Origin of the sequence: Rhodobacter capsulatus (assembly GCF_052363185.1) — a bacterium.
Taxonomy (GTDB): Bacteria; Pseudomonadota; Alphaproteobacteria; order Rhodobacterales; family Rhodobacteraceae; genus Rhodobacter; species Rhodobacter capsulatus_E.
Genome location: NZ_CP198955.1, coordinates 2441839 through 2459924, shown reverse-complemented (window position 1 = coordinate 2459924; position 18086 = coordinate 2441839). Strand labels below are relative to the sequence as shown.

Here is an 18086-nt window from a genome sequence, read left to right as displayed (position 1 = left end):
AGCGGTATCACGCTATCGTGTCGAGGGGGGAATGGGCAAGGGCAGGAACGTCCTTGGCCCCCGCCGAGCCGCGCCCGGACAGCGAGGGATTTTCCATGAAATAGCGGTGACAGGAAAAAAGCTCTTTCCCTTCAGGCAGATGGCGGGTGTAGTGGCCATCGGGGCCCAGTAACCAGCTTTGCGCGGTATCGGCCATGTTCGCGGTCATGATCTGCCCCACGATCTGCGCCTTCACCGTTTCGTTCTTCGCCTCGACCAGCGTTTCGACCCGCCGCGTCAGGTTGCGCCCCATCCAGTCGGCCGAGGACATGAAAACCCGCGCCTGATCCGAGGGCAGGCCGTGGCCATTGCCGAAACAGACGATGCGCGAATGTTCCAAAAACCGCCCGACAATGGATTTGACGCGGATGTTTTCCGACAGGCCCTTGATGCCCGGCCGCACGCCGCAGATGCCGCGAGTGACGATCGAGATCTTCACCCCGGCATTCGAGGCGGCATAAAGCGCGTCGATCACCTCGGGGTCGATCAGGCTGTTCATCTTGGCCCAGATCTCGGCCGGACGCCCGGCTTTCGCATGCTCGATCTCGGCGGCGATCAGTTCCAGAAGCCGCGGCTTGAGCGTGATCGGCGAGATCGCAAGGTTTTCCAGCCCCTCGGGCTGCACATAGCCCGAGAGATAATTGAAGACCTTGGTGGCATCGCGGCCCAGCTGGGCATCGCAGGTGAAGAAGCTGAGGTCGGTATAGATCCGCGCGGTGATCGGGTGATAGTTGCCGGTGCCGTAATGGGTATAGGTCACCAGCGTATCGCCCTCGCGCCGCACGACGGTCGAGATTTTCGCATGCGTTTTCAAGTGCATGAAGCCGTAAACGACATGCGCGCCCGCGCGTTCCAGCCGCCGCGACTGACGGATGTTCGCCGCCTCGTCGAAGCGCGCCTTCAGCTCCACGAGCGCGGTGACCGACTTGCCCGCCTCGGCCGCCTCGCACAAAGCATCGACCACGGGGCTGTCCTTGGAGGTGCGGTAGAGCGTCTGCTTGATCGCCAGCACGTTCGGGTCATGCGCCGCCTGATTGAGGAAGCGGATCACCAGATCGAAGGTTTCATAGGGATGATGCAGCAGGATATCTTTCTGCCGGATCGCCGCGAACATGTCGCCCGCGTGATCCTCGACCCGTTCGGGCACGCGCGGGGAAAACGGCGGCCAGAGCAGGTCGGGGCGGGTGTTCAAGACCAGCTGCGACAGATCGGCGATGCCCAGAAGTCCCTTGACCTCGACCACCGCATCGGGGGCGACCTGCAATTCGTCCATGATCAGACGGCGCAGCGCCTCGGGCGCGCCCGCGGTGATCTTGAGCCGGATCACCTGACCGCGGCGGCGCCGTTTCAGCGCGGTTTCGAACTCGCGCACCAGATCTTCGGCCTCGTCCTCGACTTCCAGATCGCTGTCGCGCAGCACCCGGAAGGCGCAATGGCCGGTGTCGGCATAGCCGGGGAAGAGCATGCCCAGATGCAGCAAAAGCAGCTCTTCCAGCGGCAGGAAGCGGGCCTCGCCCGGCAGGCGCACGAAACGGGCGATCTGCTGCGGGATCGGAAGCAGCGCCTGCATCCGGCGCCTGTCGCTTTCGCGTTCCAGTTCCAGCGCCAGACAGAAGCCGGTGTTCGGAATGAAGGGGAAGGGGTGCGCCGGGTCGATGGCGAGCGGCGACAGCACCGGAAAGACATTGGCAAGGAAATATTCCGCCAGAAAGGCGCGGTCGCGGGCGTTGATCTTGGTGCGGGTGAGCAGATGAAGGCCCTCGCCCTCCATCTCGCGGCGCAGCCGGTTCCAGGTGGTCTGCTGCGTCTCCATCAGCTTGCGCGCATCGGCATTGATCAGCACCAGCTGTTCGGCGGGCGTCAGCCCGTCATCCGAGGGCAGGCTGTTGCGTTCGCGCACCAGCTCCATCAGCCCGGCCACGCGGACGGTGTAGAATTCGTCCAGGTTGTTGGCCGAGATCGACAGGAAGCGCAGCCGTTCCAGAAGCGGCACGCGCGGATTTTCCGCCTCTTCCAGAACCCGCCAGTTGAAGGCGAGCCAGCTCAATTCACGGTTGAAGAAGCGCTTCGGTCCGGTGCGTTCCTCGTCCGGGATGGTGACAGGGGCGGGGTAGGGGGCGGAGAGGAAATCTGCAAGTGTCATGGAGCGCTTATGCTTTTCGATTGTGACGGCGCGATGACAGTTTGGCCTCAGCCTTGCAGCCTGTCCAGCACTTCGGCGGCCATTGCACGGGTAATTGCGCGCCCCTCGGCCAGGGCGCGCGCATCCAGCGCCGCGACCAGCGCCCGCGCCAGCCCGAGCGAGCGTTCCATCCGCAAGACCAGCCAGCCGATCAGGCTGTGCGGCACCGTCAGCTGCCGGTCGGCAAAAAGCTTGACCAGAACGGCGGCCAGAAGCGCCTCGTCAGGCGGGGCGATGCGGACCGATTGCGTCGCATCCAGCCGGCTTTTCAGATCGGGCAGCGCCACGCCCCAGTCCCGCGGCGGGGCAGGGGCGGTGATCAGGCAGCGCCCGCCCTCGGCCGCGGTCAGGTTGAGCAGGTGAAACAGCGCCTGTTCCGCCGCCGCCTGCCCGGCCAGATGCTGGGCATCCTCGATCACCACGGCGCGCGTGGCGGTCAGATCTGCCACGGTCGCGGGCGTCAGATCGGCGGCGGCGCGGATCACCGCCCCGCGCTCCGAGGCCCAGATCGCGGCGAGATGGCTTTTGCCCGCGCCCTCGGGGCCCAGAAGCAGCATCCGCCCCTGTGCCCAGCTGTCGGGCGCATCGAGCAGGCTCAGCGCCAGCGCATTGGCGGGGGCGACGAAGAAATCCTCGCGCCCCTCGGCGACGCGCACCGGCAGCGGCAGGGGCAATTGGCGGGTCATCTTACGCCTTGTCCTCGGTCGCATCCGAAAGCGTCGTCGGCGCGTCTTCAAGCCCGGCCAGACCGCGGTAAAGCCGCCCCTGCAGGTAGTGCTCGATGGCAAAGCGGATCAGCACGCCGATCATCGCCGAGACCGGCACCGCCACCAGCATGCCGACAAAGCCGAAAAGCGTGCCAAAGGCCGAGAGCGCGAAGATCAGCCACAGCGGATGCAGGCCCACGGAATTGCCGACCAGCCGCGGGGTGATCACGTTGCCCTCAAGGAACTGGCCGATGGCGAAGATCCCGGCGACAAGGCCGATCGACATCCAGTCGCCCCAGAACTGAAACAGCGCCAGCCCGATGGCCAGCGCGCCCCCCACCAGCGCGCCGACATAGGGAATGAAGGTCAGTGCCCCGGCGATGGCGCCTGCAAGCAGCCCGAAGCTCAGCCCCGCCGCCATCAGCGCGGCGGCATAGAACGCGCCCAGAATCAGGCAGACCGACACTTGCCCGCGCACGAAGCCCGACAGCACCCGGTCGATGTCGCGCCCCAGACGGCGGATGGTGGGGGCGTGGTCCAGCGGCAAAAGCGCGTCGATCTGCGCCACCATCCGGTCCCAGTCGAGCAGCATGTAAAAGGTCACGACCGGCACGACGACCAGAAAGACCACCGCATTGACCAGCGTCATCGCCGAGGACAAAAGCCCCTGCGCCAGCTCTCCGCCCCGCGCCTTGACCGCATTGCCAAGGCTTGTCAGCGATTCATTGATGATCGAGCCATGTTCCATGATCGAGGGGAAGGTGGTGGTCAGGAACCCCTGCAGCCTTGTGGCGATGGCGGGGGCGGTCTCGACCAGACCGATGAGCTGGCGCACCAGAAGCGGCGCGACGGCCAGCGCGAGGATCACCAGCCCCAGCGTCGCGATCAGCGCGATAGTGGCGGTGGCCAGCGCCCGGCTCAGCCCGAGCCGTTCGAGCCGGTCGGCCAGCGGGTCGAGGAAATAGGCGATGGCGCCGCCGACGAGGAAGGGCAGGATGACATCCCCCAGCTTCCACAGCGCCAGCGCCAGCACGGCCGCGCTGAGACCCCAGATGGTGATTTGGCTGCGAACCGGCAGGGCCATGCGCCTCTCCTTGCGATACAGGCCGCAAAATCGGGGTTTTAGGCTGCGGTTGCAAGTGCCGATGGCGTGAAAACGCGCCCGCCTCAGGCGCCGACGTCGGGAGCGATCGTCATTTCGGCGGTGCCGGGGCCGGGGTAGCGAAAGGCGATCCGCAGCAGCGGCGGTGGCGACATCCGTTCCAGCTTGCGGAACTTCACCGCAAAGCCGAGGTTTTCCAGATGCGCCATCATCTCGGCGCCATGTTCGGGCGTGCCGCCGATCTGGCGCAGCTCGATGATGCGGATGCCGCGCAGATGGTGGCGCAGCAGCGCATGGTCGGTTTCGATCAGGAAGGGCGCTTCGGTCATGGCGGCAGCATGGCAAGGGATTGGCCTGAGGCCAAATGAAATTTTCCGTCCGGCGGGCGGATGGGGGGAATTCGCCGATCAGCCGGGGGGCATGTCCAGCCAAACCGCGCCCTCGCGCCAGCCGCCGCGGATCAGCTGCCCGGGCGTGGCGATTTCGGGATGGCTCTCGGCCCAGTCGCGATAGCGGTCGTTCGTCACGATCCGCGCCCCCATGTCGCGCGCGGCGGCCAGAAGCGTGCGATCGGCGGGCTCGCCCTTCGGCACGACAAGCACCTGATCCTCGGGCAGGCCAAGCGCCCGCGCCATGTGGCGGTCGTCGCGATAGCGCCCCACAAGCTTGTAGCCGACATTGGCATCGAAGATCACCCCGGGCCGGAAGCCTGCGGCCGCGACCACCCGGACGACCTCCTGCACCGGGGTCAGGCTGGGCGTGCCGTCGCACCAGTGCATCACGTTCGAGCCGTCGATCAAAAGGACCGGACGACGGTCCCGGCGCAGGAAGGCGAAAAGCCGCAGCAGGGCGAAGACGACCAGCAGCAGAACAATCAGCGGCAGAAGATCAATAAACAGCGACATGGCGGCGATCTTGCCACAGCCTCCGCACCTTGCAAGCCCCGCAATGTCGCGGGCGGCCTTGCGGCCCCGGGGGCGGGGTCGCAAGACCGTCTTGCGGCGTTACTCGGCCGGTTCGGGCACCCGCAGCGGTGTCACCTCGCAGGCATATTCGGCATCGCCGACAAGAAATTGCGCCTTGCCGACCCATTGCGCATTCACCCGCAAGATCGCGGTGAAACAGGTCAGATGCGCGCTGGGCGGCCCGCCCCGCGTCGACTCGACCACGCGGCCATGCACCATCGCCACGCGCGCGGTCGGGTCCTTTTGCAGATCGTGATAGCCGCCATTCACGGCGCCCTTGAAGTCTTGCGGGAATTGCGTCCCTTCCAGCCGGGCGCCGCTGACATTGCCCGAAATCTCCTGATCGGCGGCATTGATGCACAGCGCCAGCTGGGCCGAGGCCCCGCCAACGGCATGTTCCTTCCTCAGCTCCAGCGTGACGAGATAGAGACCCATCGACATGGTTTCGACCTTTCCTGAACAGGCGGTGTGAAGGTATCGAAGTCTGCCCGGCGGTCGGCGACCGTCCGAGGTCTTGGCATCGCGCGGCGCAACCCTTGCGCGATTAAATGCAACCATAAGGCGAATCACCCGGGGCCGCCAGCGGGTTTTTCCGCCCCGGATGCGCGCCCGCCTCCTCTTGCCCCGCCCCATCTTGCCCCGCGACGGCGTTTCCTCTACCCACTTGCGCAAAGAAACCCTGTGCCGAGGCTTGCCCATGCGCCTTTCCCGCTACTTCCTCCCCGTTCTCAAGGAAAACCCCGCCGAGGCGCAGATCGTCTCGCACCGGCTCATGCTGCGCGCGGGGATGATCAAGCAACAGGCGGCGGGGATCTATTCCTGGCTGCCCCTGGGCTTCAAGGTCCTCAAGCGCATCGAGCAGATCGTGCATGAAGAACAGATCCGCGCCGGGCATATTCCGCTTCTGATGCCGACGCTGCAACCGGCGGATCTGTGGCGCGAGAGCGGCCGCTACGACGATTACGGTCAGGAAATGCTGCGCATCAAGGACCGGCACGAGCGCGAGATGCTCTACGGCCCGACGAACGAGGAGATGATCACCGACATCTTCCGCGCGCATGTGTCGTCCTACAAAGACCTGCCGCTGACGCTCTATCACATCCAGTGGAAGTTCCGCGACGAGGTCCGCCCGCGCTTCGGCGTCATGCGCGGCCGCGAATTCTACATGAAAGACGGCTACAACTTCGACCTGACCCGCGAAGATGCGCTGCATGCCTATAACCGCCACATGGTCAGCTATCTGCGCACCTATGAACGGATGGGGCTGACCGCCATTCCGATGCGCGCCGCCTCGGGCCCGATCGGCGGTGACAACACGCATGAATTCCTTGTCCTCGCCCAGACCGGCGAATCCGAGGTGTTCTATGACGCCAAGGTGCCCGAGCTGAAACTGGGCAAGCGCGACGTCGATTACGACGACCGCGATCAGGTGGCGGCGATCTGTCAGGAATTCACCACGCTTTACGCCCGCACCGACGAAACCCACGACGAGGCGGTGTTCAACGAAATCCCCGAAGAGCGCCGCTGCGTCGGCCGCGGCATCGAGGTGGGGCAGATCTTCTATTTCGGCACGAAATATTCCGAGGCGATGGGCGCCACCGTCGTCACCCCCGATGGCTCGCGCGTGCCGGTCGAGATGGGCTCGCACGGCATCGGCGTGAGCCGCCTTCTGGGCGCGCTGATCGAGGCGAACCATGACGAACGCGGCATCATCTGGCCCGAGGGCGTGACGCCCTTCCATGTCGGCATCGTCAACCTGAAACAGGGCGACGCGGCGACCGATGCGGCCTGTGCCGGGATCTACAAGGCGCTGGTGGCGAAGGGGCTCGAGCCCCTTTACGACGACCGCGACGAACGCGCGGGGGCGAAATTCGCCACGATGGATCTGATCGGCCTGCCCTGGCGGATCACCGTCGGCCCGCGCGGTCTGGCGAATGGCATGGTGGAACTCACCTCGCGCCGGAGCGGCGAAAGCGAGGAAATGTCGGCCGAAGCGGCGGTCGATCGCATCGCGCAGATCTACGCCGAAATGTGAGCCCTTCGGGGCGCCGAAGCGGTTGAAAAGAGGGCCCGCGCCACAAGGACGCGGGCCCTTTCTTCACGGACAAGGCACGGGGACTTGAGCGAACGTGTTTCGAAGTTCCCGGCCAAAACATTGAACTTGTTTGGAAAAAGGAAGATCTGTCTGGCATCAAGCCTCTTTGCTGAAGGATGAGACAGATGAAAAAGCTCAGTGTTGCGATCGCCGCGATGGCAAGCCTTGCCGCCCCCGCCTTTGCCGGTGGCCTGACGCCCCCGGTGGTCGAAAGCGAACCGGCGATCGCCGCGACCCCGGCGCCCGCGCCGGTGCAGTCCTGGGCGGGCTTCTACGCCGGCGTCACCGGTGGCGCGGCCACGAGCGGCGGCGTCAGCTACGCGCCCGCCGGCACCGCCTTCGGGATCGGCCGCGGCAGCTACGGCGTGATGGGCGGCTACAACCTGCAAAATGGCGCGCTGGTCTACGGCGGTGAGATCGCGGCCCAGGCGACCGATTTCAACCTCGAGGGCGCGCCGGGCAGCTTCGACACCATGATCGACCTGAAGGCCCGCGCCGGGATGGCCTATGGCAAGGTGCTGCCCTATGCCTTCGTCGGCTATTCGCGCGGCGACTGGAAGAACGGTAACACGCTGACCAATGGCGCCGCCGATGGCATGAACTACGGTCTGGGCGTCGATTATGCGGTGAGCGACACGTGGTCGGTCGGTGCCGAACTGATCCGCCGCGAGCTGAGCACCGATTTCGACGGCGGGAATGGCAGCGTCGACACCAACTTCAACACCGCGCAGCTGCGCGCGAGCTTCCGGTTCTGAGCCGGAGCGCTTGCGAAACACCGGGGAGGAGGGGGGCTCTGCCCCCCGTCCTTTCAGGACTCCCCCCGGGATATTTGGACCAAGGTGAAAGGGCCGTGTTTCACCTTGGTCCAAATATCCCGGGGGGTGAATTGGCCAAAGGCCAAGAGGGGGGCAGCGCCCCCCTCTTTTGCCTGTGCAAAAGCGCCGCGGTTGACACGCCTGCCGCCCCGGCGCATACCCGGCGCATCATAACCCGCAGCCGGGCGCTTTGTAGCCGCCAAACCGACGAGGAGGACGCATGTCCCAGATCTCCCTTTCCTTTCCCGATGGTGCCAAACGCGATTACCCCGCAGGGGTGACGGCGGCCGAAGTGGCGGCCTCGATCTCGCCCTCGCTGGCCAAGGCCGCGATCTCGGCGCAACTCGATGGCGCGCATTGGGATCTGCAATGGCCGATCAAGCGCGACGCGCGCATCTCCATCAACACGATGAAGGACCCGGTTCCGGCGCTGGAACTGATCCGCCACGATCTGGCCCATATCATGGCCCGCGCCGTGCAGGAGATCTGGCCGGATGTGAAGGTGACGATCGGCCCGGTCCGCGATGCGGGCTGGTTTTACGATTTCGACCGCGCCGAGCCCTTCACCCCCGAGGATCTGGGCCAGATCGAAGCGCGGATGAAGCAGATCATCAACGCGCGCGAGCCGGTGAAGACCGAGGTCTGGTCGCGCGAAGATGCCATCGCGCATTACGAAAAGACGGGCGAGCCCTACAAGGTGGAGCTGGTCAACCGCATCCCCGAGGGGGAAGATCTGCGGATGTATTGGCACGGGAGCTGGCAGGATCTCTGCCGCGGCCCGCATTTGCAACATACCGGGCAGGTGCCCGCCGACGCCTTCAAGCTGACCCATGTCGCGGGCGCCTATTGGCTGGGCGACAGCACGCGCCCGATGCTGCAGCGCATCTACGGCATCGCCTTTCGCACCCGCGATGACCTGAAAGCCCATCTGACCATGCTGGAGGAGGCCGCGAAGCGCGACCACCGCAAGCTCGGCCGCGAGATGGACCTCTATCACATGCAGGAGGAAGCGCCGGGTCAGGTGTTCTGGCATCCGAACGGCTGGACGATCTACACCACGCTGCAAGATTACATGCGCCGCCGCCAGCGTGCCGACGGCTATGTCGAGGTGAACACGCCGCAGGTGGTGAACCGCAAGCTCTGGGAGGCCTCGGGGCATTGGGAAAACTACCGCGAGAACATGTTCATCGTCGAGGTTGACGAGGAAGGCGCGCGGGAAAAGGTGATCAACGCGCTCAAACCGATGAACTGCCCCTGCCATGTGCAGATCTTCAACGTCGGGCTGAAATCCTACCGCGATCTGCCGCTTCGGATGGCGGAATTCGGGTCCTGCGCGCGCTATGAACCCTCGGGCGCGCTGCATGGCATCATGCGGGTGCGCGGCTTCACCCAGGACGATGCGCATATCTTCTGCATGCCCGATCAGATCGAGGCGGAAACGAAGAAATTCATCGAGTTCCTGTCGGCGGTCTATGCCGATCTGGGCTTTGACAAATGGCGTATCAAGCTCTCGACCCGGCCGGAAAAGCGCATCGGCTCCGAGGAAAGCTGGGATCACGCCGAAGCGGCGCTGGCCAATGCCGTCACCGCGGCCGGGCATGACTACGAGATTTTCCCGGGCGAGGGCGCCTTCTATGGGCCGAAGCTGGAATTCGTGCTGACCGATGCGATCGGGCGCGACTGGCAATGCGGCACGCTGCAGGTGGACCCGAACCTGCCCGAGCGGCTTGACGCGAGTTACATCGGCCCCGACGGCGCGAAACATCGCCCGATCATGCTGCACCGCGCCTGTCTGGGCAGTTTCGAGCGTTTCATCGGCATCCTGATCGAATCGCATGCGGGCAAGCTGCCGCTGTGGCTGGCGCCGCGGCAGGTCGTTGTGGCCTCGATCACCTCGGAAGCCGATGATTACGTGGAAGACGTCGCGGCCGCGCTGATCGCGGCGGGGATTCGCGCCGAATGCGACACCCGCAACGAGAAGATCAATTACAAGGTCCGCGAACACAGCCTGGGCAAGGTGCCCTATATCTTCGCCATCGGCGCCAAGGAGGTCGAGACCCGCACGGTTTCGGTCCGCCGTCTGGGCGATACGCGCACCGAAACCGTGGCGCTGGACGCGATCGTCGCCGCGCTGAAGGCCGAGGCGACGCCGCCCGATCTGCGCTGAGACCGACCGGATCTTTCGACCCGAACGCCGAACGCCGCGAGCCCTTTCGCGGCGTTTTGCTTTGCGCGGGCCGGGGCCGGGCTGTGACCACCCGCCGCTGTTCCAGCCCCCGTTTTTGCTTTGTTCCGGGCTGAAGCCCTGTCCGCAACATCCTGAAATTATTCTACCTTCAACCTTGGGGTGCGAAAATGTCGCAGGTTTTGAAATCAGCCCCTGCGGCGCTTTGGCCGTTGATTTTTGGTCTGTCTATGGCACGCTTCCCCCCGCGTGAACTTGGACTTTCCTACCGCTCCCTTTTCGGGGCAGCCGGAAGACCCTGGAAGACCTGGCTGCACGTCCCGGTGCAATGTCGCCCCGGGCCAATACGAGGAGAGAGATATGGCTACCGGAACCGTGAAATGGTTCAACACCACCAAGGGCTATGGCTTCATCGCCCCCGATGGGGGTGGCAAGGACGTGTTCGTCCACATCTCGGCGGTGGAACGCGCCGGGCTGAAGTCGCTCAGCGACAACCAGAAGATCAGCTTTGAAATGATCTCGGGGCGCGACGGCCGCTCGTCGGCGGGCGATCTGAAACTTCTCTGAACGACGCTCCTGCCGTCGAGAAGGCCCGCGGCGCCCACGCGGGCTTTTTTCCTTTCCGCGGGCCGCTCAGTCCTGCAGATCGCCAACGCTCAGGCCCAGCGAGGCCGCCAGCGCGACCAGTTCCAGCCGGCTCGGACTGTGGCGCCGCGCTTCGATCGCGGTGATGATCTCGGGCGTGACGCCCGATTCCCGCGCCAGATCGGCCACGCTCATCCGCGCCGCCCGTCGCCAGGCCATCAGGGGCGAGGCCCCCGCACTGATCCATGCGAGTTGCGTCCAGAAGCTTTGCGACTGGGAACGGATTTCCTCGCGCGGGAATTCTACCCGCGGCTTCGGAATTGCGGTCATGACGTCCTGCCTGTATCTCGCCTCTTCCCCATGGGAAAAGTAGCGCGAAACGCCGCGCCAGCCTATCATCCTGAAGTTATAAGACGCGGCAACTTTGAGCTTATTTCGACGCGTTAGAGGGAAGAACGCGTCAGGAATGCGCCTTTTGCGCGGCAGCGTCCCAGCCCAGCGTCAGCCCGTTGCCCCGGATCACCGGCCGTTTCATCAAGGTCGGATGGGCGCGCAACAGGGCTTCGATCGGCGCGGCGCGCTCGGTTTCCGAAAGGCCGCGCCAGGTGGTCGAGCTGCGGTTGATCAGCTTGTCGCCGAAGGCCGCGACGAATTCCGCAATCTCTTCGGGGGTCAGCGGCGTCTTGCGGACATCGCGCAGCACCGGGGCCTTGCCCGCCGCGCTCAGCGCCGCCAGCGCCTTTTGCACCGTGCCGCAGGTCTTGATGCCGTAAACGATCATTTCGCCTCCACCAGTTGGCCGTCCGTCAGCCGCAGCACCCGGTCCATCCGCGCGGCAAGCTCCAGGTTGTGCGTCGCGATCAGCGCCGAAAGCCCGGTCGCGCGCACAAGCTCCATCAGCGCCGAAAACACCGTTTCCGACGTGGCGGGATCAAGGTTGCCGGTGGGCTCATCCGCCAGCAGCAGGGCAGGGCGGTTCGCCAGCGCCCGGCAAAAGGCCACGCGTTGCTGCTCCCCGCCCGACAGCGCCGAGGGCCGGTGCCCGGCGCGCTCCTTCAGCCCGACCCGGGCCAGCAGCTCCTCGGCCCGCGCCTCGGCCACCTTGCGCGAGGTGCCATTGGCCAGCTGCGGCAGGACGATGTTTTCCAGCGCGGTGAATTCGGGCAGCAGGTGGTGGAACTGATAGACGAAGCCCAAGGCCTCGCGCCGCGCGGCGGTGCGGGCGGCGTCCTTCGCCCCGGTCATGTCCTGTCCGTTCACGATCACCCGCCCGGAATCGGGGGTGTCGAGCAGCCCGGCAATGTGCAGAAGCGTCGATTTCCCCGCCCCCGAAGGCGCGACAAGCGCCACCACCTGCCCGCGCGGAATTGTCAAATTCGCACCTTTCAGAACCGAAATCTGGTTCAGCCTGCCGCGATTATAGCACTTTTCCAACATCTCCAGCTTCAGCACGTCATTCATAGCGCAGCGCCTCCACCGGGTTCAGCCGCGCCGCCCGGCGGGCCGGAAAGATCGTCACCACGAAGCTGAGCCCCAGCGCCAGAAGCACGGCCTTGGCCACGTCCCAGGGCAGGAGTTTTGCGGGCAGTTCATAGATGCCGCGGATCGAGGGGTCCCAGGCGCCGCCGCCGCTGACCCAGTTCACCGCCTCCATCACATGGCTGATGTTGAGCGCGAACAGCACGCCAAGCCCCACCCCCAGCGCCGTGCCGATCGTGCCGGTGAAGGCCCCGCACAGGAAAAACACCCGCATCACCGATCCCTCGGTCAGCCCCATCGTGCGCAGAATGCCGATGTCGCGGCCCTTGTTCTTCACCAGCATGATCAGCCCCGAGGTGATGTTCATCGTCGCTATCAGGACCAGCACGGACAGGATGACGAACATCACATTGTCCTCCATCGTCAGCGCGCGCAGGAACGCGCCCGAGGCATCGCGCCAGCTCCAAAGCATCGTGCCTGCGCCGCCCGCCGCGATCAGCTGCGGTGTCAGGTCATCGACATGTTCGGGGTCTTTCACCATCACCTCGATCTCGTCGGCGCCTCCCTCGCGGTTGAAGAAGCTTTGGGCCTCGGCAAAGGGCATGTAGATGCGGGTGCGGTCGATGTCCCAGCGCCCGGCGGTGAAGATGTAAACGACGGTATAGGCATTCACCCGCGGCGAGACGCCGAAGGGCGTCTTGACCCCGTTCGGAGAGATCAGCTTGACCGTGTCGCCCGCCGAAACGCCCAGTTCGCGCGCCAGTTCAGAGCCCATGGCGATGCCCCGACCGAAGCTTTCGATCTCGCCGTCGATCTGGGTCGAATGTGCGACGCGGGGAACGGTCATCAGGTTTTCATATGAAATTCCATAGACTTCCGCGACGTTTGAACGATCGTTCATCGTCGCCATCACTTGGCCGCGAATGAGCGGCGCGGCCCGGGTGACGCCTGGCACCTGCGCCAGCCGCGCGGCGCGGGCGTCGTAATCGGGCATCAGGCTGGAAAAGATGCCCGTCTCGGGGGCCACTTCCATCGGCGCGGAATAGACCGTGACATGGGCGTTCGAGCCCAGGATCGTGTCGACGAATTCGGCGCGAAAGCCCGCGCGCACGGCGAGTGTGATGATCAGCGCCGCGACGCCCAGCATGATGCCGATCAGGCTGATCCAGGTCATCACGCTGACGCCGCCCTCGGCGCGGCGGGCGCGCAGATAGCGCCAGGCGATGAGGAATTCGAAGCCGGAAAACGGCGCGGTGCGAGTGGCCATGAAGCGCTCCCAAAAGTCGGGGCAAGCTGGCCCTTGGGCGGGCAAAGGTCAAGCCACGATGCGTAACGACCTTGTGGGCGATGCCCCCGGAACAGCGGGGGTTCGGCAGAGGCATGCGGGGGAAGGGTGAGAGGCTGGACATCGACCCAAGCGGGGCTCGTTGCGGCTGCTTCCTTCCGGACCTGACCGGGTTGGCGAGGCGCTCGCCCGCGCCAACCTCTCAAGGGCTCATATAAGGGCGGATGCGATGGCTTGCAAGCGGGCTGTGCGTCCCTGTGCGTCGCGGTTTCGGGCGGATCAGGAAAAGCACCGCTTTTCCCCGCCCGATGCGCAGCGACCGCCGCACGACCGCATCCCCAGGCGCAAGAGAGGCCAGCGCCTGCCCCGGCGGGCGAGAAGCGCCCGCCATGGGCGGGGCGGGCGCTGGCCGGGACGCTTTGGCGTCCCGGCGGTCAGGGGGCCGATGTGGCGCGTGACCTCGGCGATGGCCTCGGTCAGGTCTTCCCGCTCAAAGCGCGATCGGCACCAGCACCTCGGGCTCGATCACCTGCACGCCGGGCAGGCCCGCGGCCAGCACCGCGGCGGATTGCTCCAGAAGCGGGAAGGTGCGGTAATGACACGGCACCACCACCTTGAATTCGAAGTATTTCTTCGCGGCCCAGGCGGCGGCCTTCATGTCCATGGTGAAATGCCCGCCACAGGACAGGATCCCGATGTCGGGGCGGAAATATTCGCCCATCCAGCCCATCTCGGCGGAAATCCCGGTGTCGCCCGAGAGATAGATCATGTGACCTTCCCCCCGCGATCATGTAGCCCCGACTCGGTGCCCGCATAGACCGGGCCGTTCGGGCCGCTCATCGACGACGAATGCGAGGCGGGCACCATCGTCACCTTCGCGCCATTGAGACTCACCGTGCCGCCCTTGTTGAAGCCGACGCCCGCGATCCCCTCGGCCGCTTCCCAATGGCTGATCGTGTCATAGATGCCGACAACCGGAACGCCCAATTCCCGCGCCAGCGCCAAAGTGTCGGCGGAATGATCGCCATGGCCATGCGTCAGCAGGATATGCGTCGCCCCCGCCAGCGCCTCGGCCCGTCGCGCCATCGGGAACATCGGATTGCCGCTCAGCCAGGGGTCGATCAGGATCACCTCGCCCTCGATCTGAAGCCGGAACCCGGAATGCCCGAACCATGTCAGTTTCATGCCGCTCCTCCCATTTTCCGCGCAAAGTCTAGCGCAGGCGCGCCCAAAGGGAAGCGGCGCTTGAATCACCCGCCCCCGGACGCTAAACCCGGCCCAAGTCAACCGGAGCAACCCATGTCCATCGACATCGACACCGCCCGCAAGGTGGCGCATCTGGCGCGGATCCGCGTGCCCGAATCCGACCTGCCGAAACTGGCCGAGCAGCTCTCGGGCATCCTCACCTTCATGGAACAGCTGAACGAAGTGAACGTGGACGGCATCGAGCCGATGACCTCGGTCACGCCGATGCGGCTGAAACGGCGCACCGATGTGGTCACGGACGGCAACTATCCCGAAGCCGTGCTGAAAAACGCCCCCGATGCCCGCGAGGGCTTCTTTGCCGTGCCGAAGGTGGTCGAATGAGCCTGAACAAACTGACGATCGCCGCCGCCCGCGATGCGCTGAAGGCGGGCGAAGTGACCTCGGTCGAGATCACCGAGGCCTGTCTGGCCGAGATCGACGCCGCAGGCGCGCTGAATGCGTTTTGCGCGAAGACCCCCGAGATCGCGCTGGCGCAGGCGAAAGCCGCCGATGCCCGGATCAAGGCGGGCGATGCCCCGGCGATGTGCGGGATTCCTTTGGGCATCAAGGACTTGTTTTGCACCAAGGGGGTGGCGTCGCAGGCCGCCTCGCGCATCCTTGAAGGTTTCAAGCCGGAATATGAATCGACCGTGACGCAGAACCTTTGGGATGCGGGCGCGGTGATGCTGGGCAAGCTGTCCATGGACGAATTCGCCATGGGCTCCTCGAACGAGACCGCCTGCTATGGTCCCGTGGTCAGCCCGTGGAAGGTCGATGACCGGCAGCTGACGCCGGGGGGGTCTTCGGGGGGCTCGGCCGCAGCCGTCGCCGCCGATCTGTGCCTGGCCGCGACCGGCACCGACACCGGCGGCTCGATCCGCCAGCCCGCCGCCTTCACCGGCATCGTCGGCATCAAGCCGACCTATGGCCGCGTCAGCCGCTGGGGCGTGGTGGCCTTTGCGTCGAGCCTTGATCAGGCCGGGCCGATGACGAAATCGGTGCGCGATGCGGCGATCATGCTTGGCACCATGGCCTCGAACGACGCCAAGGATTCGACCTGCGCCGATATTCCGGTGCCCGATTTCGAAGCGGCGCTGACGGGCGACATCCGCGGCAAGAAGATCGGCATTCCGCGTGAATACCGCATGGAGGGCATGCCCGCCGAGATCGAAAAGCTCTGGTCTGACGGTGCGGCGATGCTGAAGGATGCGGGGGCCGAGATCGTCGAGATCAGCCTGCCGCATACGAAATACGCGCTGCCCGCCTATTACGTCATCGCCCCGGCCGAGGCGTCGTCGAACCTCGCGCGCTATGATGGTGTCCGCTACGGCCACCGCGCGACACTCTCGGCGGGCGAGGGCATCGTCGACATGTATGAAAAGACCCGCGCCGAGGGCTTCGGCCCCGAGGTGCAGCGGCGCATCATGATCGGCACCTATGTGCTCTCGGCGGGCTTCTACGACGCCTATTACAACCGCGCGCGGCGGGTGCGGGCGCTGATCAAGCAGGATTTCGATCAGGCCTTTGCCGCCGGGATCGATTCGATCCTGACGCCTGCGACGCCGTCCTCGGCCTTTGGGCTCGGCGAGATGAAAGACGCCGATCCGGTCGAGATGTATCTCAACGACGTCTTCACCGTGACCGTCAACCTCGCCGGTCTGCCCGGCATTTCGGTGCCGGTGGGGCTGGATGCCAAGGGCCTGCCGATGGGGCTGCAGCTGATCGGCCGCCCCTGGGAAGAGGGCGATCTGCTCAATCAGGCGCTGGTGCTGGAAACGGCCGCGGGCTTTGCCGCGAAACCGGCGAAATGGTGGTAAGGAGACGGCGATGCGCAAGGCGGTCGGGTTCGTTCTGACGGGGCTGGTGCTGGCGGCTTGCGAGCCCTCGGTGCCGAATTCGGCGGCGGGGGTGGGCTTTGGCGATTACCAAAGCTACCTGCAGCAACGCGAAGCCGCCCTGCAGGGCGCGCCGATGACCACGACCACGCTGCCCGCCCCCCGGGCAGCCGGGCGCGCCGCTCAGCGCCACCACGCCCGCCGCGCCTTCGACCGCCGCTTACGGCAACCGTGCCGCGCTGGATGCGGCGGCCGCCGCCGCGCCGCAGGGCACGATCGGCGCCGAGGCGCTGGCGGCGCTGCGGGCCACCGCGCCCTCGGGGCCCGGCCCCGCGCCGGTCAATCCGACGACGGGCGAATATGTCGGCGTGAACGGCCAGCCGCGCGCCCCCCGGCCTGCCGATGGATGCGATGTCGCATTATGATGGCACCCGACCGGCCCCGGTCACCGACATGACGACGGCGGGGGCCGCGGGGCCGAACCTTGCCGCCTATGCTTTGGCCGCGACCAACACGCTTGGCCAGAAGGTCTATGAGCGCAACGGCTTCAAGATGACCGCGACCGACAAGGCCTGCGCGAAATTCGTCTCGCCCGATCTGGCGCAGCGCGCGTTTCTGGAAAAGGGCGGCCCGGTCAAGGACCCGGGCAACCTTGATCCCGATGGCGACGGCTTCGCCTGCAGCTGGGACCCGCGGCCCTTCCAGGCGGCGCGTCCGTGACCGGAACCCCCGCCTCTCCGAATTTCGGAGAGCGGCGCGGCGGTGCGCAGCCCGAGCTGATCGTTTTGCATTACACCGGCATGGCGAGCTGCGCCGCGGCGCGCGACCGGCTCTGCGACCCGGCGGCCGAGGTCTCGGCGCATTGGCTGATCGCCGAGGATGGCCGGGTGGAAGCCCTTGTTCCGGAACGCTTTCGCGCCTGGCACGCCGGGGCGGGCGGCTGGATGGGGCAAGAGGATGTGAATTCCCGCTCGATCGGGATCGAACTGGCCAACACGGGTGACGCGCCCTTTCCGGAACCGCAAATGGCGGCCTTGGAGCGGCTCTTGCCCGAGATCTTCGCGCGCTGGGGCCTTGGCCCCGAGGCGGTGATCGCCCATTCCGACTGTGCGCCCGGGCGCAAGATCGACCCCGGCCCGCGGTTCGACTGGGCCCGGCTCGCCCGGCAGGATCTGGCGATCTGGCCCGCGCCCGCAGGCCGTGTGCCGCCCGTCACGCCCGAGGCCTTTATGGCACTTGCCGAAACCTTCGGCTACCCCGAGGCGCCCTTCGAGGTGCTGCTCGCCGCGTTTCGGCTGCGTTTCCGGCCGCGCCACGAGGGCCCGCTTGAGGCCACCGATATCGCGATGATCAACGATCTCGCCTTGCGCTTCGGCTCGGATGGCGGCGCCTGGCGGTCCAGCTGAGGAGGGGGGCTCTGCCCCCCGGCTGCGCCTCCCCCCGGGATATTTTCGGCAAGATAAAAGCCGAAACGGGGATCCTTGTTTATCTTGCTCCAAATATCCCGGGGGTATGGGGGCAGCGCCCCCATTGACCTTTGCCCGGGGCGCGGCGTATCAGGGCCGGG

At 65.8% G+C, this 18086-nt stretch carries 18 protein-coding genes, 1 other RNA gene and 1 pseudogene; 8 read left to right on the top strand and 12 right to left on the bottom strand.

The annotated features are described in order from the left end of the window. Nucleotides 1-7: 7 nt before the first annotated feature. The 6 genes from ACTTAG_RS12050 to ACTTAG_RS12025 form a co-directional block, all read right to left on the bottom strand. Complete coding sequence (locus ACTTAG_RS12050; RefSeq protein ID WP_444462554.1) at nt 8-2182, bottom strand: RNA degradosome polyphosphate kinase; 2175 nt, start codon at nt 2180-2182, stop codon at nt 8-10. 47 nt (nt 2183-2229) lie between these two features. Next, nucleotides 2230-2907, bottom strand: a complete 678-nt coding sequence (locus tag ACTTAG_RS12045) for a chromosomal replication initiator DnaA (RefSeq protein WP_444462553.1) — start codon at nt 2905-2907, stop codon at nt 2230-2232. A gap of 1 nt (nt 2908) precedes the next feature. Beyond that, a complete protein-coding gene (locus ACTTAG_RS12040; protein WP_444462552.1) occupies nt 2909-4012 on the bottom strand; it encodes an AI-2E family transporter in 1104 nt (367 codons plus the stop codon). Between the two features lie 83 nt (nt 4013-4095). Continuing rightward, on the bottom strand, nt 4096-4359 hold the full coding sequence (locus tag ACTTAG_RS12035) for a hypothetical protein (protein ID WP_444462551.1): 264 nt from the start codon (nt 4357-4359) through the stop codon (nt 4096-4098). A 78-nt stretch (nt 4360-4437) separates the two neighbouring features. Then, nucleotides 4438-4935: an NYN domain-containing protein gene (locus ACTTAG_RS12030; RefSeq protein WP_444462550.1), complete on the bottom strand. Its 498-nt coding sequence runs from the start codon at nt 4933-4935 to the stop codon at nt 4438-4440. 99 nt (nt 4936-5034) lie between these two features. Then, a complete protein-coding gene (locus ACTTAG_RS12025) occupies nt 5035-5436 on the bottom strand; it encodes a DUF1842 domain-containing protein (RefSeq protein WP_444462549.1) in 402 nt (133 codons plus the stop codon). 256 nt (nt 5437-5692) lie between these two features. Between ACTTAG_RS12025 and proS the strand changes: the two genes are divergently transcribed. The 4 genes from proS to ACTTAG_RS12005 all read left to right on the top strand — a co-directional run bounded on the left by proS (nt 5693) and on the right by ACTTAG_RS12005 (nt 10657). After that, nucleotides 5693-7030: a proline--tRNA ligase gene (proS, locus tag ACTTAG_RS12020; protein ID WP_444462548.1), complete on the top strand. Its 1338-nt coding sequence runs from the start codon at nt 5693-5695 to the stop codon at nt 7028-7030. Between the two features lie 185 nt (nt 7031-7215). Next, on the top strand, nt 7216-7845 hold the full coding sequence (locus tag ACTTAG_RS12015; RefSeq protein WP_444462547.1) for an outer membrane protein: 630 nt from the start codon (nt 7216-7218) through the stop codon (nt 7843-7845). Nucleotides 7846-8125: 280 nt separating this feature from the next. After that, a complete protein-coding gene (thrS, locus tag ACTTAG_RS12010; protein WP_444462546.1) occupies nt 8126-10072 on the top strand; it encodes a threonine--tRNA ligase in 1947 nt (648 codons plus the stop codon). Nucleotides 10073-10450: 378 nt separating this feature from the next. Further along, entirely contained in the window at nt 10451-10657 is a 207-nt protein-coding gene (locus ACTTAG_RS12005; RefSeq protein WP_444462545.1) for a cold-shock protein, read from the top strand. Nucleotides 10658-10723: 66 nt separating this feature from the next. On the opposite strand, the gene ACTTAG_RS12000 is transcribed toward ACTTAG_RS12005, so the two are convergent. The 6 genes and pseudogenes from ACTTAG_RS12000 to ACTTAG_RS11975 all read right to left on the bottom strand — a co-directional run bounded on the left by ACTTAG_RS12000 (nt 10724) and on the right by ACTTAG_RS11975 (nt 14624). Continuing rightward, nucleotides 10724-11005, bottom strand: a complete 282-nt coding sequence (locus ACTTAG_RS12000) for a helix-turn-helix transcriptional regulator (protein WP_444462544.1) — start codon at nt 11003-11005, stop codon at nt 10724-10726. A gap of 130 nt (nt 11006-11135) precedes the next feature. After that, nucleotides 11136-11456 carry an arsenate reductase family protein gene (locus ACTTAG_RS11995; RefSeq protein ID WP_444462543.1) on the bottom strand — a complete coding sequence of 107 codons (321 nt, stop codon included), beginning with the start codon at nt 11454-11456 and terminating at the stop codon, nt 11136-11138. Continuing rightward, on the bottom strand, nt 11453-12136 hold the full coding sequence (locus tag ACTTAG_RS11990; RefSeq protein WP_444462542.1) for an ABC transporter ATP-binding protein: 684 nt from the start codon (nt 12134-12136) through the stop codon (nt 11453-11455). Before ACTTAG_RS11990 ends, ACTTAG_RS11995 begins: the two co-directional genes overlap by 4 nt. Continuing rightward, nucleotides 12129-13421 carry a lipoprotein-releasing ABC transporter permease subunit gene (locus ACTTAG_RS11985; RefSeq protein WP_444462541.1) on the bottom strand — a complete coding sequence of 431 codons (1293 nt, stop codon included), beginning with the start codon at nt 13419-13421 and terminating at the stop codon, nt 12129-12131. Before ACTTAG_RS11985 ends, ACTTAG_RS11990 begins: the two co-directional genes overlap by 8 nt. Before the next feature lie 124 nt (nt 13422-13545). Further along, nucleotides 13546-13644, bottom strand: an RNA gene (gene ffs / locus ACTTAG_RS11980) — signal recognition particle sRNA small type. A 285-nt stretch (nt 13645-13929) separates the two neighbouring features. After that, nucleotides 13930-14624, bottom strand: a pseudogene (locus ACTTAG_RS11975) (metal-dependent hydrolase). A gap of 114 nt (nt 14625-14738) precedes the next feature. Here ACTTAG_RS11975 and gatC point away from each other — a divergent pair. The 4 genes from gatC to ACTTAG_RS11955 all read left to right on the top strand — a co-directional run bounded on the left by gatC (nt 14739) and on the right by ACTTAG_RS11955 (nt 17925). Beyond that, nucleotides 14739-15026 (top strand): Asp-tRNA(Asn)/Glu-tRNA(Gln) amidotransferase subunit GatC, encoded by a 288-nt coding sequence (gene gatC, locus ACTTAG_RS11970; RefSeq protein ID WP_444462540.1) that lies wholly within the window; start codon nt 14739-14741, stop codon nt 15024-15026. Beyond that, nucleotides 15023-16501 (top strand): Asp-tRNA(Asn)/Glu-tRNA(Gln) amidotransferase subunit GatA, encoded by a 1479-nt coding sequence (gatA, locus tag ACTTAG_RS11965; protein ID WP_444462539.1) that lies wholly within the window; start codon nt 15023-15025, stop codon nt 16499-16501. The genes gatC and gatA overlap by 4 nt, the downstream gene beginning before the upstream one ends. Before the next feature lie 429 nt (nt 16502-16930). Beyond that, on the top strand, nt 16931-17239 hold the full coding sequence (locus ACTTAG_RS11960) for a hypothetical protein (RefSeq protein WP_444462538.1): 309 nt from the start codon (nt 16931-16933) through the stop codon (nt 17237-17239). Further along, nucleotides 17236-17925, top strand: a complete 690-nt coding sequence (locus tag ACTTAG_RS11955) for an N-acetylmuramoyl-L-alanine amidase (RefSeq protein WP_444462537.1) — start codon at nt 17236-17238, stop codon at nt 17923-17925. The genes ACTTAG_RS11960 and ACTTAG_RS11955 overlap by 4 nt, the downstream gene beginning before the upstream one ends. The last annotated feature ends 161 nt before the right edge of the window (nt 17926-18086 follow it).

Coding starts and splice junctions, on each gene's coding strand:
- ACTTAG_RS12005 (WP_444462545.1), top strand. CDS start 10,451: ATGGCTACCGGAACCGTGAAATGGTTCAACACCACCAAGGGCTATGGC.
- ACTTAG_RS12030 (WP_444462550.1), bottom strand. CDS start 4,935: ATGTCGCTGTTTATTGATCTTCTGCCGCTGATTGTTCTGCTGCTGGTC.
- ACTTAG_RS12045 (WP_444462553.1), bottom strand. CDS start 2,907: ATGACCCGCCAATTGCCCCTGCCGCTGCCGGTGCGCGTCGCCGAGGGG.
- ACTTAG_RS12025 (WP_444462549.1), bottom strand. CDS start 5,436: ATGTCGATGGGTCTCTATCTCGTCACGCTGGAGCTGAGGAAGGAACAT.
- ACTTAG_RS12015 (WP_444462547.1), top strand. CDS start 7,216: ATGAAAAAGCTCAGTGTTGCGATCGCCGCGATGGCAAGCCTTGCCGCC.
- ACTTAG_RS12035 (WP_444462551.1), bottom strand. CDS start 4,359: ATGACCGAAGCGCCCTTCCTGATCGAAACCGACCATGCGCTGCTGCGC.
- ACTTAG_RS11995 (WP_444462543.1), bottom strand. CDS start 11,456: ATGATCGTTTACGGCATCAAGACCTGCGGCACGGTGCAAAAGGCGCTG.
- thrS (WP_444462546.1), top strand. CDS start 8,126: ATGTCCCAGATCTCCCTTTCCTTTCCCGATGGTGCCAAACGCGATTAC.
- ACTTAG_RS12050 (WP_444462554.1), bottom strand. CDS start 2,182: ATGACACTTGCAGATTTCCTCTCCGCCCCCTACCCCGCCCCTGTCACC.
- proS (WP_444462548.1), top strand. CDS start 5,693: ATGCGCCTTTCCCGCTACTTCCTCCCCGTTCTCAAGGAAAACCCCGCC.
- ACTTAG_RS12040 (WP_444462552.1), bottom strand. CDS start 4,012: ATGGCCCTGCCGGTTCGCAGCCAAATCACCATCTGGGGTCTCAGCGCG.
- ACTTAG_RS11985 (WP_444462541.1), bottom strand. CDS start 13,421: ATGGCCACTCGCACCGCGCCGTTTTCCGGCTTCGAATTCCTCATCGCC.
- ACTTAG_RS12000 (WP_444462544.1), bottom strand. CDS start 11,005: ATGACCGCAATTCCGAAGCCGCGGGTAGAATTCCCGCGCGAGGAAATC.
- ACTTAG_RS11990 (WP_444462542.1), bottom strand. CDS start 12,136: ATGAATGACGTGCTGAAGCTGGAGATGTTGGAAAAGTGCTATAATCGC.
- gatA (WP_444462539.1), top strand. CDS start 15,023: ATGAGCCTGAACAAACTGACGATCGCCGCCGCCCGCGATGCGCTGAAG.
- gatC (WP_444462540.1), top strand. CDS start 14,739: ATGTCCATCGACATCGACACCGCCCGCAAGGTGGCGCATCTGGCGCGG.
- ACTTAG_RS11960 (WP_444462538.1), top strand. CDS start 16,931: ATGTCGCATTATGATGGCACCCGACCGGCCCCGGTCACCGACATGACG.